At 63.5% G+C, this 14,422-nt stretch carries 17 protein-coding genes; 10 read left to right on the top strand and 7 right to left on the bottom strand.

The window, feature by feature from the left end; translation table 11 throughout:
- The first annotated feature begins 124 nt into the window (after positions 1-124).
- Positions 125-1,189, top strand: coding sequence for a tRNA 2-selenouridine(34) synthase MnmH (gene mnmH / locus QCE63_RS30030; RefSeq protein ID WP_309838157.1), 1,065 nt, complete (start codon positions 125-127; stop codon positions 1,187-1,189).
- A gap of 32 nt (positions 1,190-1,221) precedes the next feature.
- On the top strand, positions 1,222-2,271 hold the full coding sequence (locus QCE63_RS30025; RefSeq protein ID WP_309838156.1) for a permease: 1,050 nt from the start codon (positions 1,222-1,224) through the stop codon (positions 2,269-2,271).
- 32 nt (positions 2,272-2,303) lie between these two features.
- Here the strand turns inward: QCE63_RS30025 and QCE63_RS30020 are convergent, their stop codons facing one another.
- From QCE63_RS30020 to QCE63_RS30010, 3 genes are read right to left on the bottom strand one after another with little or no spacing between them, the layout of a single operon-like run.
- Entirely contained in the window at positions 2,304-2,441 is a 138-nt protein-coding gene (locus QCE63_RS30020; RefSeq protein WP_309820430.1) for a hypothetical protein, read from the bottom strand.
- Entirely contained in the window at positions 2,419-3,420 is a 1,002-nt protein-coding gene (gene cydB / locus QCE63_RS30015; protein ID WP_309838155.1) for a cytochrome d ubiquinol oxidase subunit II, read from the bottom strand. Before cydB ends, QCE63_RS30020 begins: the two co-directional genes overlap by 23 nt.
- A 4-nt stretch (positions 3,421-3,424) precedes the next feature.
- Positions 3,425-4,822, bottom strand: coding sequence for a cytochrome ubiquinol oxidase subunit I (locus QCE63_RS30010; RefSeq protein ID WP_309838154.1), 1,398 nt, complete (start codon positions 4,820-4,822; stop codon positions 3,425-3,427).
- A 389-nt stretch (positions 4,823-5,211) separates the two neighbouring features.
- Here QCE63_RS30010 and QCE63_RS30005 point away from each other — a divergent pair, with 389 nt between their 5' ends.
- From QCE63_RS30005 to QCE63_RS29990, 4 genes are all read left to right on the top strand, one after another.
- A complete protein-coding gene (locus QCE63_RS30005; RefSeq protein ID WP_309838153.1) occupies positions 5,212-6,087 on the top strand; it encodes a neutral zinc metallopeptidase in 876 nt (291 codons plus the stop codon).
- Positions 6,088-6,355: 268 nt separating this feature from the next.
- A complete protein-coding gene (gene waaC / locus QCE63_RS30000; protein WP_309838152.1) occupies positions 6,356-7,369 on the top strand; it encodes a lipopolysaccharide heptosyltransferase I in 1,014 nt (337 codons plus the stop codon).
- Entirely contained in the window at positions 7,369-7,530 is a 162-nt protein-coding gene (locus QCE63_RS29995) for a hypothetical protein (protein ID WP_309838151.1), read from the top strand. Before waaC ends, QCE63_RS29995 begins: the two co-directional genes overlap by 1 nt.
- Positions 7,531-7,591: 61 nt before the next feature.
- Positions 7,592-8,494: a flagellar brake protein gene (locus QCE63_RS29990; RefSeq protein WP_309838150.1), complete on the top strand. Its 903-nt coding sequence runs from the start codon at positions 7,592-7,594 to the stop codon at positions 8,492-8,494.
- Positions 8,495-8,542: 48 nt separating this feature from the next.
- Here QCE63_RS29990 and QCE63_RS29985 read toward each other — a convergent pair whose 3' ends face one another.
- The 4 genes from QCE63_RS29985 to QCE63_RS29970 form a co-directional block, all read right to left on the bottom strand.
- The gene (locus tag QCE63_RS29985; protein WP_309838149.1) at positions 8,543-9,196 is read right to left on the bottom strand and encodes a DsbA family oxidoreductase; all 654 of its coding nucleotides are present in this window, start codon (positions 9,194-9,196) and stop codon (positions 8,543-8,545) included.
- Positions 9,197-9,339: 143 nt separating this feature from the next.
- Positions 9,340-10,680, bottom strand: coding sequence for an FAD-binding oxidoreductase (locus QCE63_RS29980; protein ID WP_309838148.1), 1,341 nt, complete (start codon positions 10,678-10,680; stop codon positions 9,340-9,342).
- A 1-nt stretch (position 10,681) separates the two neighbouring features.
- Entirely contained in the window at positions 10,682-11,065 is a 384-nt protein-coding gene (locus QCE63_RS29975) for a hypothetical protein (protein ID WP_309838147.1), read from the bottom strand.
- Positions 11,062-11,688, bottom strand: coding sequence for a hypothetical protein (locus QCE63_RS29970; protein WP_309838146.1), 627 nt, complete (start codon positions 11,686-11,688; stop codon positions 11,062-11,064). Before QCE63_RS29970 ends, QCE63_RS29975 begins: the two co-directional genes overlap by 4 nt.
- A gap of 587 nt (positions 11,689-12,275) precedes the next feature.
- Here QCE63_RS29970 and QCE63_RS29965 point away from each other — a divergent pair.
- From QCE63_RS29965 to QCE63_RS29950, 4 genes are all read left to right on the top strand, one after another.
- Complete coding sequence (locus QCE63_RS29965) at positions 12,276-12,707, top strand: OsmC family protein (RefSeq protein ID WP_309838145.1); 432 nt, start codon at positions 12,276-12,278, stop codon at positions 12,705-12,707.
- A gap of 209 nt (positions 12,708-12,916) precedes the next feature.
- The gene (locus QCE63_RS29960; RefSeq protein ID WP_309838144.1) at positions 12,917-13,408 is read left to right on the top strand and encodes a type VI secretion system tube protein Hcp; all 492 of its coding nucleotides are present in this window, start codon (positions 12,917-12,919) and stop codon (positions 13,406-13,408) included.
- Positions 13,401-13,829 (top strand): DUF3592 domain-containing protein, encoded by a 429-nt coding sequence (locus QCE63_RS29955; RefSeq protein ID WP_309838143.1) that lies wholly within the window; start codon positions 13,401-13,403, stop codon positions 13,827-13,829. The genes QCE63_RS29960 and QCE63_RS29955 overlap by 8 nt, the downstream gene beginning before the upstream one ends.
- Positions 13,822-14,349, top strand: coding sequence for a hypothetical protein (locus QCE63_RS29950; protein ID WP_309838142.1), 528 nt, complete (start codon positions 13,822-13,824; stop codon positions 14,347-14,349). The genes QCE63_RS29955 and QCE63_RS29950 overlap by 8 nt, the downstream gene beginning before the upstream one ends.
- Positions 14,350-14,422: the final 73 nt, after the last annotated feature.

Raw genomic sequence — 14,422 nt, 5'->3', positions numbered from 1 at the left:
CGATACGGCCACTGTAGCCGCTTCGCGCCCGCCTGGGGCGGTGGAGAAAAAAGGCCGCCGGAAGCGAATCCGTGCCCATGCGATAATTTTTCGCTTCAGTCAGCCGCCGCGCGCCCCGTTTCCCGTGAAAAATCTGCTTGTTCCCCTCAATCGTCTCGGCGATTTCGACGAAATCGTCGACGTCCGCACGCCGCTCGAATTCGCCGAGGATCACATTCCCGGCGCCATCAACGCGCCGGTGCTCAGCAACGAGGAGCGGGTGATCGTCGGAACGATGTACAAGCAGGTTTCGCCGTTCGAGGCGACCCGCGTCGGCGCGGCGATGGTCGCGCGCAACATCGCGCAGCATCTCGACACGCTCTTCGCCGACAAACCTCGCAACTGGCGGCCGCTCGTCTACTGCTGGCGCGGCGGCAAGCGCTCCGGTTCGATGACGACCTGGCTCAACCTGATCGGCTGGCAGGCGCGTCAGCTCGAAGGCGGGTACAAGACTTACCGGCGTGGCGTGATGGAGCGGCTAGGCGAACTGCCGCAGCGTTTGCGCTATGTGGTGCTGATCGGCCATACGGGCAGCGGCAAGACGCGGCTCCTGACGGCGCTGCACGAGGCGGGCGCGCAGGCGCTCGATCTGGAAGGGCTGGCGGCGCATCGCGGGTCGTTGCTCGGGGCGTTGCCGGGGCAGCCGCAACCGGCGCAGAAAGGTTTCGATTCGGCGCTGCTCGAGGTGCTGTCCGGTTTCGACCCGAACCGGCCGGTGTTCGCCGAGGCGGAAGGGCGCCGCATCGGTTCCATCACGCTGCCCGATGCGCTGCTCGACAGCCTGCACGCTTCGCCCTGCGTGGAGGTGCGTGCGCAGCGGAAAGACCGCATCGCGTTTCTGTTGCAGGATTACGCCCATCTGTTCGACGATCCGGACTTCTTCAAGACGCAGCTTTCAAAGCTGGTCGCGCTGCATAGCCGCGAACGCGTGGCGCACTGGCATCGGTTGATCGACGCCGATGCGCGCGCCGAGCTGTTCGGCGAGCTGATCGACCGGCATTACGATCCGGCCTATGCGCGGAGCAGCCAGGCGCTGTACCGCGAGTTGCCGCACGCGGCGCACGTGCTGTTCCGCCCGAACGACGAAGACAGCGTCGAACAAGCGCATGCCTTGCTTGCGCAGCTCGCCGAAACGACGCCCGCAAACTGACCCAACTTCACCTCTAAACAAGAAAACACGCCATGACCACACTTCAACAACCTCGCGTCGCGCTCGGCTGGATGGTGTTCCTGCTGATCGCCGTATTGGGACTGTTCTATGTGAAATGGTTTCCGTACTACAACCGCGCGTTTGTCGCGGCGAGTCAGCATTCCATCGGCAAGTCCATCTTGATGGGCACAGCCGCGACTGCGCCCGCGCCTTCGTGGCAAGCCGCGCTCGATTACGCGCTCGCCTACGGCAAGGCCATCTGGCAGGCCATGGTGCTCGGCCTGCTGCTCGGCTCGGCGGTGCAGGCGCTGATCCCGCCGCGCTGGGTCGCGCGGGCGCTGGGCGAGCATGATTTCGGCAGTGTGGTGAACGGCGGGCTGATGTCGCTCCCGGGCATGATGTGCACCTGCTGCGCGGCGCCGGTCGTCGCGGGCCTGCGTGCGCGCGAGGCGGCGCCGGGCGCGGCGATCGCGTTCTGGCTCGGCAATACCGTGCTCAATCCGGCGGCGCTGGTGTTCATGGGCTTCGTGCTCGGCTGGCAATGGACCGGCCTGCGTCTGGTGCTGGGCGTGCTGATGGTGTTCGGGCTTGGCTATGCGGTGAACAGGATGGTGACGCCGGCACAGGCGGCGGCATCGCGCGAGTCGCTGGCAAAGCTCGTCGAGACCGACGACGCCGGCACCGCGTTCTCGCGTTGGCTCAAGATTCTCGGGCGCATGACCTTGCGGCTGATTCCTGAATACATCGTGCTTGTGCTGCTGCTGGGCGCGGCGCGCGCGTGGCTGTTTCCGCATATCGGGCCGGATATCGGCAACGGCATGCTGTGGATCGCAGCGTTCGCCGTGGCCGGCACGCTGTTCGTGATTCCGACGGCCGGTGAAGTGCCCATCATCCAGGCGATGCTGTCGCTCGGCATGGCGACCGGGCCTGCGGGCGCGTTGCTGATGACGCTGCCGCCGGTGAGCGTGCCGTCGCTCGCGATGCTCGGTCGGTCGTTTCCGCCGCGCGTGCTGGCGTTCGTGACGGTGGCGGTGATGGTGTTCGGGATCGTCGGCGGGGTCGTGGCGGCGGGGGTGTTTTGAGGAGCGTGTTCGTCGAAGATCACACGCCACCCTCAATGTATCGCCGCCCCCGCCTTGATCAGCAGCTTGAACGGTAGCGCGAGCAGCATCGCGCCGCCCACGCCTGCCACCCACAGCGCGACGAACCAGAACAGCTTGCGCGCGCGTTCAATGGTAGTGATGTTCGCCATGGCGCACCTTTCCTCTGAACACCCAATAGCTCAACGTCGTGTACGCGATGATGACCGGCAGGATCACCGCCGCGCCAACGATCGTGAACAGCTGGCTCGAATGCGGCGCGGCCGCGTCCCAGATCGAGACACCCGGGAAGATGTCGTGGGGCGAGATGCTCGCGACCAGTCCCGCGTAGCCGAGCAGCACAAAGCCCAGCGCGACAGCGAACGGCCGCGTCTCATGACGCGATTCGATCGACCGTCTCATGGCCCACGCGCACGCGGCAACCAGCACCGGCACGGGCAGCAGCCGGTAGAACAGCGGCGAGTCGAACCAGCGCGACGCGATGCCGGCGTCCTGCAGCGGCGTCCAGATGCTGACGACGGCGATGGTCGCGAGTTGCAGCAGCGTCAATGGCCAGACGACGCGATACATCCGCCGCTGCAAGTCGCCTTCGGTCTTGGCGATCAGCCAGCACGCGCCGAGCAGCGCGTACGTCACGACGAGCGCGCCGCCGGTAAAGAGCGCGAACGGCGTGAACCAGCCAAAGGGATCGCCGGCGAAACGGCCATCGGCGACGGGAATGCCGTCGAGAAACGCGCCGAGCGCCACGCCCTGAAAGAAAGTTGCCCCCGCCGATCCGCCGATGAACGCCAGATCCCACAGATGCCGCGTGCGCTGCGCCTTCGCGCGAATCTCGAACGACACCCCACGAAAGATCAGGCAGACGAGCATCAGCACGAGCGGAAGGTAGAGCGCGGACAGCACGGTCGAATAGACCATCGGAAACGCGGCGAACAGACCCGCGCCGCCGAGCACGAGCCAGGTTTCATTGCCATCCCAGACCGGCGCGACGGTGTTCATCATCACGTCGCGGTCGTGCTGGTCAGGAAAGAACGGAAACAGAATCCCGATGCCGAGATCGAAGCCGTCGAGCACCACGTAGAGGAACAGTCCCAGCGCGATGATCGCGGCCCAGGCAAGCGTGAGGTCCATGGTCTTAAGCTCCTTCGATGGACTGATGCGGAAGGCTGAGCGGCCGGCGAGCGGTGCCGTCGGGCGTCTCCGTGTGCGAGCCCGGCAGCGCGGGCCCTTGCCGCAGCAACTTCAGCAAGTAGTAGATGCCGGTGCCGAAGACGATCGTGTAGACAATCACGAACGCCAGCAGCGACACGCCGACCTGTTGCGCGGTGACGGGCGAGACGGCATCGGCGGTGCGCATCACGTCGTACACCACCCACGGCTGGCGGCCTGCCTCGGTCGTGATCCAGCCGGCCAGCAGCGTGATGAAGCCGCTCGGACCCATCGCCAGTGCAAAGCGATGGAACCAGCGCGCCTCGAACAGCCTGCGTTTGCGATGCAGCCACCACGCCGCGAACGACATCAGGATCATCAGCACGCCAAGACCCGCCATCACGCGGAAGGTCCAGAACACGAGCGTCGAGTTCGGCCGGTCCGCCTTCGGGAACTCCTTCAGTCCGCGAATCTCGCCGTCCCAGCTGTGCGTGAGGATCAGGCTGCCGAGATGCGGAATCCGCACCGCGTACTTCGTGGTTTCGGCTTCCATGTCGGGAATGCCGAACAGGTTCAGCGCCGTGCCGCCTTTCTCCGTGTCCCAGATGCCTTCGATCGCCGCGATCTTCGCCGGCTGATGCTCACGCGTGTTGAGACCGTGGGCGTCGCCGACGAGCGCCTGGACCGGCGTCAGCGCGAGCAGCAGCCACAGCGCCATCGAGAACATCTTGCGGATGGCGGGATCGCGCCGGCCTTTCAGCAGATGCCAGGCGCCGGTCGCAGCGACGACCAGCGCCGCGACGATGAACGCCGCAATCGCCATGTGCGCGAGCCGGTAGGGGAACGACGGGTTGAAGATGATCGCCCACCAGTCCATCGGCACGACGTGATCGCCCTCGATGCGAAAGCCCTGCGGCGTCTGCATCCAGCTGTTCGACGCGAGGATCCAGAAGGTGGAAATGAGCGTGCCGATGGCGACCATCAGCGTGGCGCCGAAGTGCGCCTTCGGTCCGACCTTGTTCCAGCCGAACAGCATGATGCCGAGGAAGCCGGCCTCGAGGAAGAACGCGGTCATCACCTCGTAGGTCAGCAAGGGGCCGGTGATCGGGCCGGCGAAGGTCGAGAAGCCGCCCCAGTTGGTGCCGAACTCATACGCCATGACGACGCCCGATACCACGCCCATGCCGAACGCCACGGCAAAGACCTTCGACCAGAAGAGACACAGCTCCTTGTAGACGGGCTTGCCGGTCTTGAGCCACGCGCCTTCGAGCACCGCGATGAAGCTCGCGAGCCCGATCGACAATGCCGGAAAGATGATATGGAACGAAACGGTGAATGCGAACTGGAGCCGCGCCAGATCGAGTGCTTCGAGAGTCGAATGCATGATGCCCTGTGCCTTGAGTGTCACCCGCGCCCTTGATTGAAGGCGTGTGGTTCCTTGCCGATTCAGTCGTGTAACGAGGCGGAGCTTAGCGCCAAACGCAAAAAGTGTTGCGTTGCGTCAGCGATGCTGCGCCGTGCGCAAATGCCGCGGTTTCAAAGGCTTGGAGGCGCTATCGAGTTGATTTCCCGATGCTTTTTGAGAGGGTTTATCGTGCGCTGCGGCATGAGCGCGCAGGGGCCTTCGCGACAATCGACCGCACGATTGACGCAGCGTGCGCGAAAGGGCCGGAAAGCACTTTCACGACGCGTCATTGCAAGGCGCCCGGACCGGCCGGGTACGATAATGGTTTATGGAGCGCGCGCGCCGCGCGGGCAACTCGGAGACACACCATGCGCCTCGATGACGAAGCAGAAAGCCGCAATGTCGAAGACCGGCGCGGCGGCGGAGGCGGCGGCTTCCGGGTGGGCGGGGGATCGATCGGCATTGGCACGATCATCGTCGCGCTGGCAGCTTCGTACTTCTTCGGCATCAACCCGATGACCATCATCAACGGCGCACAGGTCCTGCAGGGCAATGCGCCGCAGCAGCAGGCGCCCGCCAGCACGCAGCCCGCCGCCGATCCGGGCGCCGTGTTCGTGCGCAAGGTGCTCGGCAACACCGAGCGCACCTGGCAGCAGATCTTCCACACGCAATTCAACCAGGACTATCCGGCGCCCAGGCTGGTACTGTTCTCCGGAGGCACGCAGACCGCATGCGGCACCGGGCAGGCGGCCATGGGACCGTTCTACTGCCCCGCGGACCGCAAGGTCTATATCGATCTCTCGTTCTATCGCGAGTTGCGCGACCGCTTCGGCGCCGGCGGCGACTTCGCCCAGGCGTACGTGATCGCGCACGAAGTCGGGCATCACGTGCAGAACGTGCTCGGCATTTCGGACAAGGTCGATCAGGCGCGCGCACGCCTGTCGCGCGCGCAGGCCAATGCACTGTCCGTGCGCGTCGAGTTGCAAGCGGATTGTTTTGCGGGCGTATGGGCGGCCGTCGCGCAACGGCTGAACGCGCAACTGATCGAGCCCGGCGATTTCGAACAGGGATTGAATGCGGCGGGCGCGATCGGCGACGATCGGCTTCAGCAACAGTCGCAAGGGCGCGTCGTCCCGGAAGCATTCACCCACGGCACGAGCGAGCAACGGCAGCGCTGGCTGCGGCGCGGGCTGTCGACGGGCGATGTCGGCCAGTGCGACACCTTCTCCGCGCGCGCGCTCTGAATGGCGGTCACGGCCAGCGATTTCGATGACGCTGCACGGTTGCCGTCACGCTTCCCCGTTTGCGGTCGCGCTGTGCGATTTGGACTATTCTCGAGAAGCGCGACGCACGCAAACCGGCGCATCCAGGCGGAAGAACTTACAAAGCCTGACAGTGCCGCCGCCGCAATTTCATTAGAATCGCTGGTTTTCTGGAGCGCGGCTCATCGCGCTGCCTGTGCGGCGGTCCATTTCCGCGCGCCGCCGGCATCCGAGCACTCAAGACTCTTCCATGAAGCGAATTCTGATCGTCAAAGTCACGTCGCTCGGCGACATCGTCGAGACGCTGCCTGTCGTCTCCGACCTGCGGCGGGCCTTTCCCTCCGCGAAAGTCGACTGGGCCGCCGACGCCGCCTTCGCCGACATCATTCGCTGGAATCCCGGCGTGGACCGCGTGCTGAGCGCGCCGCTGCGCAAGTTCAAGAAAGCCCGCAACTGGAACGATCTGAAGGAAATTGGCGCGTCCATCAGCGAATTGCGCGCCGAGAAATACGATGCCATCGTGGATATCCATGGCGTCTACAAGAGCGCGATCATCGCGTTCATTGCGCGCGGCAAGCGTCGCTTCGGCTATCTGAACCAGGATCTCGGCGAGCGTGGCGCGGCCTTCGCCTATAACGCGCGCTTCGGCCCGCGTCCCCATACCGATGCCTGGCGCGGCATGCGCGTGAGCGTCGCCGAAGCGCTCGGCTACACATTCGACGAGACGCCCGACTACAACGTGCGTCTTCCTGCGCTGACATACAGCCTCGATATTCCGCGTGACAAGCGCATCGCGATGCTGTTTCACGCCACTTCCGCCGACGTGAAGAAGTGGCCCAAGGAGCATTGGGGCGAAGTGGGGCGGTGGCTCGTCGCGCGCGGCTATACGATCGCCTTGCCATGGGGCACCGAAGGCGAGCGTGGCGAGGCGCAGGCTATCGCGGCTATCGTGCCGGGCGCGATCGTGCTGCCCAAGGTGACGGTCGAGGAGTGCGCGCACTGGATCGAAGCGTCGGAGCTGGTGGTCGGAACGGATACCGGCCTCGTGCATCTCGCGCATGCCATGCAGCGCCGCACGGTGATGCTGTTTGCGGCGACATCGCGTGAACATTTCGGCATCGATGCGCCGGGGCGCTCGGTATCGGTCGGCGATCACGGCTCGCCGCCCGATGTGCCTCACGTGCTGATGGCCATCGAAAGCGTAATGAACGGTGCGCCACGAGCAGTTTCCGGCTCGACGGAAACCGGCGCAATGATGCGCTGATGCCTGATGAGTTGATGGCGCTCAATGACGCTCAATGGCGTTCGATGCGCGGTGCCGTGCCGGCGTTTATGCGCATAAAACTTTTATCTCAAAAATGTAGCAACGGCGACGTGGCGTTTTTTCCAAGAAATTGGCGCGTCAACGTAAAAATTGCCGTTTAACACTTGACGGCGAAGGTATCAACCACGACGATTACGAAAACACTTAAGAATCGTCCTAAAGATGACCGAAGAAACCGTACTGGAAGCGCGCCAGTCCCTGGTTCGTCTGGGACCCGTTGAGATTCCGCTGAACGCACCGCTGGACTGGCCGATCGTGTCCGCTGACGGCGCCGTGCTGTTCGAAGCCGGCACCGTGGTACCGGACATCGCAGCGCGTGATTTCATGTTCCAGCAGTTCGAGCCGCATCGGGCGGTTCAGGAGCCTGCGCGTGCCGTGAGCCAGGATGCGGACGCGTCCGGCGATCAGCCTTTGTCGCTCGACGACATCGGCCTGACGATCGGCGCGCGAGTCGGATTGCGCGGAACGGGCGGCACGGGGTCTGCGATGTATGCGAGCCGCGTGATCGGCTTTTCGACGCCACGCCGCAACGGCGAGCGCTCGCTGTTCGTGACGCAGCCGCTGATGACCGGCTTCAATCCGCTCGACCTCAATGTCGGAGAGCAGGTCGATCTGGTTGCGCTCACCGGGCGTGGCGTATTTCGTTTCGCCTGCACGGTAGATGCGATCTGCCGCGAGCCCTTCAACTATGCCGTGCTTTCCGCGCCCGGCGCGATCCGCAGACTGCGCACCCGCAAGTTCGCCCGGATGCCGACGCGTCTTGCCGCGCACTTTTCGGCTCATGGTTCGACGGATGTGCCGGAACTGGGGCGCGTCAGCGATATCAGCCCATACGGCATGTCGCTGACGGTGGCGAAGCCGGCCGCGCGCATTGGCGACAGGCTGACGCTCTCGTTTCAGTTCAGCACGGATGGCGTGGACGTGAAGATCGACACGATTGCAATCGTCCGGCATGTCGGCGCAGCGGAACCCGGTACGGGACACGTGGCCTACGGGCTGGAATTCGAATCGCTCGAGCCGTCGCAGCGTATCGCGCTGAAGTCATTCATGGCCGAGCACAGCTGAACCGCGCGCGTCGGCCATCGCCTCGTGCGCGGGGGCCGGGGGCGGCAATCAGTTGCCCGGGAAGCCGTCGGGAAAGAGCCGCTCGACTGCTGATTCGAAATGCTGCACGGGCGCGGCGCCTCGCAGTGCGATGGGCGGCGGCGCTTCCTGTCCCGGCGCCGGCTCGCGCGACAACACCGCGAACGGCACGCCGCCCACGCCCAGCTTCTTCGCGAACTCTTCGTCCTCGATGACGAGATCGGTATAGGTGCCGTCGTCGAGCGCTTCTTCCAGCAGTTCGGGATCGACACCGCACGCGGTCGCGATATCGAGCAGCGAATCCGTATCGCCGATGTCGATGCCTTCCTCGAAGTACGCCTTGAAGATAGCGCGATGCACGACGTCGAAGCGGTCCGATTCACGCGCGAACAGGGCGGTTTCGAACGCCTTGCGGCTGCGCGGCGTGACAGGCGGCATGCGCATGATGACGCCGCGTTCTTCGGCGAGCGGCTGCACTGACTTTTCCCATGCCTCGACGATCTGGTCGCTGTTGGGATCGAGCAGGGGCGCTGGCTCGGGGCGCAACTCGAACGCGTGCCAGCGAATTTCGACCGCATCGCCATAGGCGTTGCGGAACTGATCGAGCACGGGCGTTTCGAGATAGCAGAACGGACAGACGAAGTCCGACCACACGTCGATATACAGAACAGGCGTGGATGCCATGAAAGCCTCAAAAGCGAACGGCGCGGGATGCGCCGTCTTGTGAACCTGGGCCGATGTCGCGCGCGCGACGGCCGTTGACCAGTATGGTAGCGCGTGACGATTGCGAGCGTGCGACACGGGCGGCGCGCACCGAGGGCGTGGCTTCAGAATCCCCCGTCGATTTCTATCCTGCTTCCGTCGAAAAAGCGTGACAGCCGGAAAGCGTGGGGATTGACGATCGGCGGGTCGCGCGCGACGAGATCAGCCATCAGTCTTCCCGCGCCCGGCCCGATGCCGAAGCCATGGCCGGAGAAGCCGGTCGCGATGAAAAGTCCAGGCTTGCCGTCCACGCCGGAGATGACCGGCACGGCGTCAGGCGTCACGTCGATATAGCCGGCCCATGCCTGCGCCTCCTGGATCTGCGAGAGCGACGGAAAGATAGCGCGAAATTCCGCGAGGGCTTTCGCGTTGAAGGACGGGTTCGGCACGGGGTCGAGCCTGCGCACGAGCTCGAAAATCGTAGTCTGGTCGAGTGGCCAGCGGCGCGGCATGCGCAGGCCGTCGAGGAAGCGGGCGTTCAGGCCGAGCTTGATCGAACCGAACTGGCTTTTCAGCGCGGGAAGGAACTTGAAGAAGAGCCGGAAACTGTCCGGCGTGATGTCGTGATCGCTGTGGAATGCGTTGGCAATGGTGTAGCCGCCGTCGAGCCGCTTGCGATAACCCACGTCCCGATTGCAGGCGCTCACGTCCGGCCCGCCTTCGATGGGCGCGGTGCGCAGGACGGAGGAGCGGACCAGCAACTGCGGAACGTCGACGCCCAGACTGCCGGCGAAATAGCGCGTCCACGCGCCGCCGGCCACGACCACGCTAGCGCAGCCGATGCGGCCGCGTTCCGTCACCACGGCGCTGACGGCGCCGCCGCGGGTTTCGACGCCGCGTACCGCGCATGGCGTGAGCACTTTCACGCCGCGTTGGCGCAATGCGGCGGCCATGGCAGGCACTGCGCGCTGCGGTTCTGCGCGGCCGTCCGAAGGCGTGTGGATGCCGCCGGCGAAGCGGCGCCCGGCGCCTGGCATCAGCGCAGCGGTTTCGTCCGGCGAGACCATGCGTGAGTCGAGCGCGTCGCGGCCGACGAGCGCCCGCGCGCGTTCGAGCCAGGCTTCGTGATCGGCCAGTGCTTGCGCGTCGTCTGCGGCGTAGAGGATGCCGCTCGTGCGAAAGCCGGTGTCGATGCCGAGTTCCGCGTCGATGCGCCGCCATAGCTTCAGGCTTTCGAGGCTCAGTTCGAGTTCGCGCAAGTCGCGGTGCGTGGCGCGGCACCAGCCCCAGTTACGGCTCGACTGCTCGCCCGCAACCACGCCTTTTTCACAGACGGCGACGGAGAGGCCTTTTTCGGCGAGCGCGCGCGCCGTGCTGACGCCGATGATGCCGCCGCCGATGACGACAACGTCGACGTGGTCGGGAACGGTGTGGTCCTCGGCGATGGCGTCGGTGGGTGGGCCCATGTCAGGTGGTTTTCCTTATGATTTGCGTGGCGAGGTTCGCAGACTTCATCGCGAGCGAATGGTCCAGATCCTCCGCGAGGTGGTAGTCGGCCGTGACGCGCGCTTCACGGAGCTTGATGAGGTCTCTTCCAATAGCGCGGGAGAGCGCGTAATTCGAATCAGCCACTTGGAGCATGGGATTGCACAACTGCTGGATCAACTGTTCATGGCGTCCACTGGCGCCCCTTACGCTTCCGGGCGTGGAAAGCTTTCGATGGAAATTGTGCGCAGCGTGCCATGCGCCGAAATAGGCCCTGCTGCAGACAGCCCGATATTGCGGTTCACTCGCGGCGGTGCGGAGCATCGCCGCGGCGTCTTCGACCAGTTCCTGCGCCGTCGAACTCATGCGGTCCTCCCGTCGAAAGCAATTCCGAGCGCCGCGGTGCAGAAGTAGCTTAGCTTGCCTTCCTCGAGCAGCAGTTCGCCCTCCAGTTTTTCCTGTGTCTGCTCCCACGTGAGCGGCAGCGAGAGCGTGTACATCAGGCAGCGATGGACGGCTTCGACGAATGAGACTCGCACGTTGATCGAGGGCCACAGGCCGTGCCGACGCAGCACGACTCCGGCGCAATCGAGCCGATGTGCAATCTCTTCGTCGCTGACTCCAACTTCGGTCATGATCCTGCTGGCAAGCAAGACGCTCTCCGCCCACCCCTCATCCCACTCGACCCCGCGCATCCTCGCTTCCCCGATCAGCTCCGCCGTGCGCCTCACGGCCCCCGCGAGAAACCCATACTGGGCGATGACCGCGAGATTTCGCGTTCGCATGCCGCATAGTTCGCGATACAGCGCCTGGGCCGCGGAGAACATGCCGAGGCTGAGCCGCGTGATCATCCAGTTCTCGCGGCCGACGTCCGACAGTCCGAGCGCGACGGCATTCCTGAACGCGCCTTCCGCGCCTTCGACATCGCCGGCGAGCGCCCGCCATGAACCGGTCAGTTCCCACGCGGCGCGGGCATCGACGTGGAGCAACTGACGGATGTCCTGTCCGATCGCGCGCCACTCGCGCGAAAGCGGCGTGATTTCGGCAGGATCGATGAAGCGGGGCGAAACCGCGCGCAGTGCGTTGATGCGATCGACGAGCTGATGAGTTTTCGGTTGCGGTAATGCGTTCATGTCTTCCTGCCGGTCATGTTCGACGCGCGAGGCTGAACCGTGCGCAAGCAGCTTGCACGGCGTTGAAACAGCCTCGGGTCGAAGGGTGAACCGATGCTAAGTGAATCGCCGGTCTTTGACCATATGAATACGTCCGAGTTATCGGGCCCGACACCTTCAGGCGCTGGGCGCGACCGCGCAGATCCTTGCGGGCAAAGGCGTAGCGGGCATCATCGTCCGAATGGCGTAGGCCGTTTTTTACCTTTGCTGCGCGTCCCGGAGCGATCCGCTACGATGCATGACGACGTGCCGGCCTGACCGTGACTCGATGGCGAATCGAGGTCATCGGGCACGCACTCACCCGCAGCGGGCACGACGTGTGCGGGCCGACAACGCGCATGCGGCGCGTGGCCGATGGTCACGCGGCCGTTCGATCATTTCCCTTCATCCTCTGGAGAACTCACGTGCAAAAAACAGCATCGGCAAAATGGAGCGGTGGCATCAAGGACGGCAAGGGTTTCATCTCGACGCAAACCGGCGTGCTCAATGAGGCGCCGTACGGCTTCAAGTCGCGCTTCGAGGAAGGCCCGGGCACGAATCCGGAAGAGTTGATCGGCGCGGCGCACGCCGGTTGCTTCACGATGGCGCTCTCGCTGCAACTGGAAATGGCGGGCCTGAAGGCCGAGAGTCTCGAAACCAAGTCCACCGTCACCCTCGACAAGGATGGCGAAGGCTTCACGATCACGGCTTGCCAGCTCGACCTCAAGGCGAAGATTCCGGGCGCCGACAAGGCCGCGTTCGACAAGGCCACGCAAGCCGCGAAAGAGGGCTGTCCAGTGTCGAAACTCTTCGCGGGCAACGCGAAGATCACGTTGAACGCCGAGCTTGTGTCGTAAGCGTATCGGCTTGTTGATGGCGCGCGGGAAGCATCGACAGTCGATGCTTCCCGCGCTTTTTTCTGGTTGCCTCTCTAAAATCAGTTGGATCGACTCGAGGCGTTCTGTCAGCTGTAGTCCTTCCTCTTTCCAGCGACAAGAAAACTCAACACATCTTCCATTTCCTTCGCCGTATTGTTTAGCCTGCTCACTCAGCGTTGAATGGATAAATGGAATCGAACATCTTCATCAGGATCGACGGCGTTAAAGGCGATGCAACCGCTCTCGGTCACGAAGGTGAGATCGATGTCATCAGTTGGACCTGGGCCATGTCCCAGCCGAGTCGTGATACGTCGAAAAGCAGAAAGGCAAGCATCGATCACATCACGTTCGTTCATGGCGTTGGCATCGGAACGAATGGTTTGATGAGCATGTTGCTGAACAACGTACTGGCTGAAACGGCCGTGCTGTCGTTTCGCCGCGCAGATGCGCAGGCGGTTCCGCAAGGCATGAGTGGAAAAATCATTCCGCCGCCCGACTATCTCAAGATCACGCTCAGGAAAGTCATGGTGAACGCGATTGAGCCATTCGGCTCGGCGCTCGGTCATTTTGAGCGGGTGACGCTTTCGTTCAATGAATTCAAGCGTGAATACATGACGCAAACGGCCAGCGGCATGCCCGCCGGGGTGGCGTGCGTTCAATACGTCATGGGTTATGCATGATGTTCATGAAGCTAAAGCGGTTCAGAAGAAGAAAACCAATTGGGATTCCGTCGTGATTGGCGTCGTGCTCTTCTTGCCGCAGTTGTGGATCTTGCCGTCTACGATCGAATTCCAAAAGAAATCGATCGTGACCACGGGCGAGGTTGTTCGATTGAATGCCGGACGCTTTCATCCGGAAGTGGCATTCGTGACGCGCGACGGCGAAAAGCGGTCGTTTTCCGGCAGTACTGCACAGGCCACGGAGGTCGGTGATCGGGTCGAGGTGCGTTATAGGCCGGCGAACCCCTCTGACGCTGAAATGAACGAACTGTTCAGCCTATGGGGACTGCACATTATCTGGACGGGGGTTACCGGGGCGATCGTGATCCTTGGATTCCTTGGTGTAGCGCCAGATTCACGAAGGCGCGCCAAGAATGATTGAGAAAAGTGAGTGGAAATATGAGACGTCCGCTTCAGGCGGCCTCGCGATGGGCGACATTCTGGCATCGGGTGGAAAGTTCGTTCTGGAGAGTCCCGACAGAAAATTGCATGCTGTCAACTACGCTGGCGTTGGATTGGGCTTTGGGTGGCGTATGCCCGAGAAGGCGCGGTTACCCGATCTCGTTCTGCCACGCTCGAAGGCAGTGGTCAGCGGTACTGGAGCAACAACCGATTTTCTGGGGCGTGGTGCGGTGTTCCGCTTTCGCAAGGAGGAACTCCTGCCGAGCGATTTCACCGGTATAACGCTCTATGTTGATCTTGGAGCAGGTTTGCTCGTCGCAGGGGGGGGAACGGGACTGCTCATCGGAGTCAAAGAACATGCTTTGATTCCCCGGGTCGTTAATCCGGGCCTGTTCGCCAATGCCATGGTGTCGAGCGCGCACGTGTTCGTCCGTATGCCCGGCATGAGTGAAGGGCTGATCGACGGCGCGAGCGGGGCCTGTCAGCAATTTCGTGTTTGAGGCATAACATGCTCACAAGGAGAATTTATGCCTCGCAAACCGAAAACGCAGCCGGCGGATCTGCCGACGATTC

Source organism: Caballeronia sp. LZ065 (assembly GCF_031450975.1).
Classification (GTDB): Bacteria; Pseudomonadota; Gammaproteobacteria; order Burkholderiales; family Burkholderiaceae; genus Caballeronia.
This window is presented reverse-complemented; position numbering and strand designations above follow the sequence as displayed.

Excerpts from the sequence above, each read along its gene's own strand:
- QCE63_RS30025 (WP_309838156.1), top strand. The coding sequence starts at position 1,222 with ATGACCACACTTCAACAACCTCGCGTCGCGCTCGGCTGGATGGTGTTC.
- QCE63_RS30020 (WP_309820430.1), bottom strand. The coding sequence starts at position 2,441 with ATGGCGAACATCACTACCATTGAACGCGCGCGCAAGCTGTTCTGGTTC.
- cydB (WP_309838155.1), bottom strand. The coding sequence starts at position 3,420 with ATGGACCTCACGCTTGCCTGGGCCGCGATCATCGCGCTGGGACTGTTC.
- QCE63_RS30010 (WP_309838154.1), bottom strand. The coding sequence starts at position 4,822 with ATGCATTCGACTCTCGAAGCACTCGATCTGGCGCGGCTCCAGTTCGCA.
- QCE63_RS30005 (WP_309838153.1), top strand. The coding sequence starts at position 5,212 with ATGCGCCTCGATGACGAAGCAGAAAGCCGCAATGTCGAAGACCGGCGC.
- waaC (WP_309838152.1), top strand. The coding sequence starts at position 6,356 with ATGAAGCGAATTCTGATCGTCAAAGTCACGTCGCTCGGCGACATCGTC.
- QCE63_RS29995 (WP_309838151.1), top strand. The coding sequence starts at position 7,369 with ATGCCTGATGAGTTGATGGCGCTCAATGACGCTCAATGGCGTTCGATG.
- QCE63_RS29990 (WP_309838150.1), top strand. The coding sequence starts at position 7,592 with ATGACCGAAGAAACCGTACTGGAAGCGCGCCAGTCCCTGGTTCGTCTG.
- QCE63_RS29985 (WP_309838149.1), bottom strand. The coding sequence starts at position 9,196 with ATGGCATCCACGCCTGTTCTGTATATCGACGTGTGGTCGGACTTCGTC.
- QCE63_RS29980 (WP_309838148.1), bottom strand. The coding sequence starts at position 10,680 with ATGGGCCCACCCACCGACGCCATCGCCGAGGACCACACCGTTCCCGAC.
- QCE63_RS29975 (WP_309838147.1), bottom strand. The coding sequence starts at position 11,065 with ATGAGTTCGACGGCGCAGGAACTGGTCGAAGACGCCGCGGCGATGCTC.
- QCE63_RS29960 (WP_309838144.1), top strand. The coding sequence starts at position 12,917 with ATGGAATCGAACATCTTCATCAGGATCGACGGCGTTAAAGGCGATGCA.
- QCE63_RS29955 (WP_309838143.1), top strand. The coding sequence starts at position 13,401 with ATGCATGATGTTCATGAAGCTAAAGCGGTTCAGAAGAAGAAAACCAAT.
- QCE63_RS29950 (WP_309838142.1), top strand. The coding sequence starts at position 13,822 with ATGATTGAGAAAAGTGAGTGGAAATATGAGACGTCCGCTTCAGGCGGC.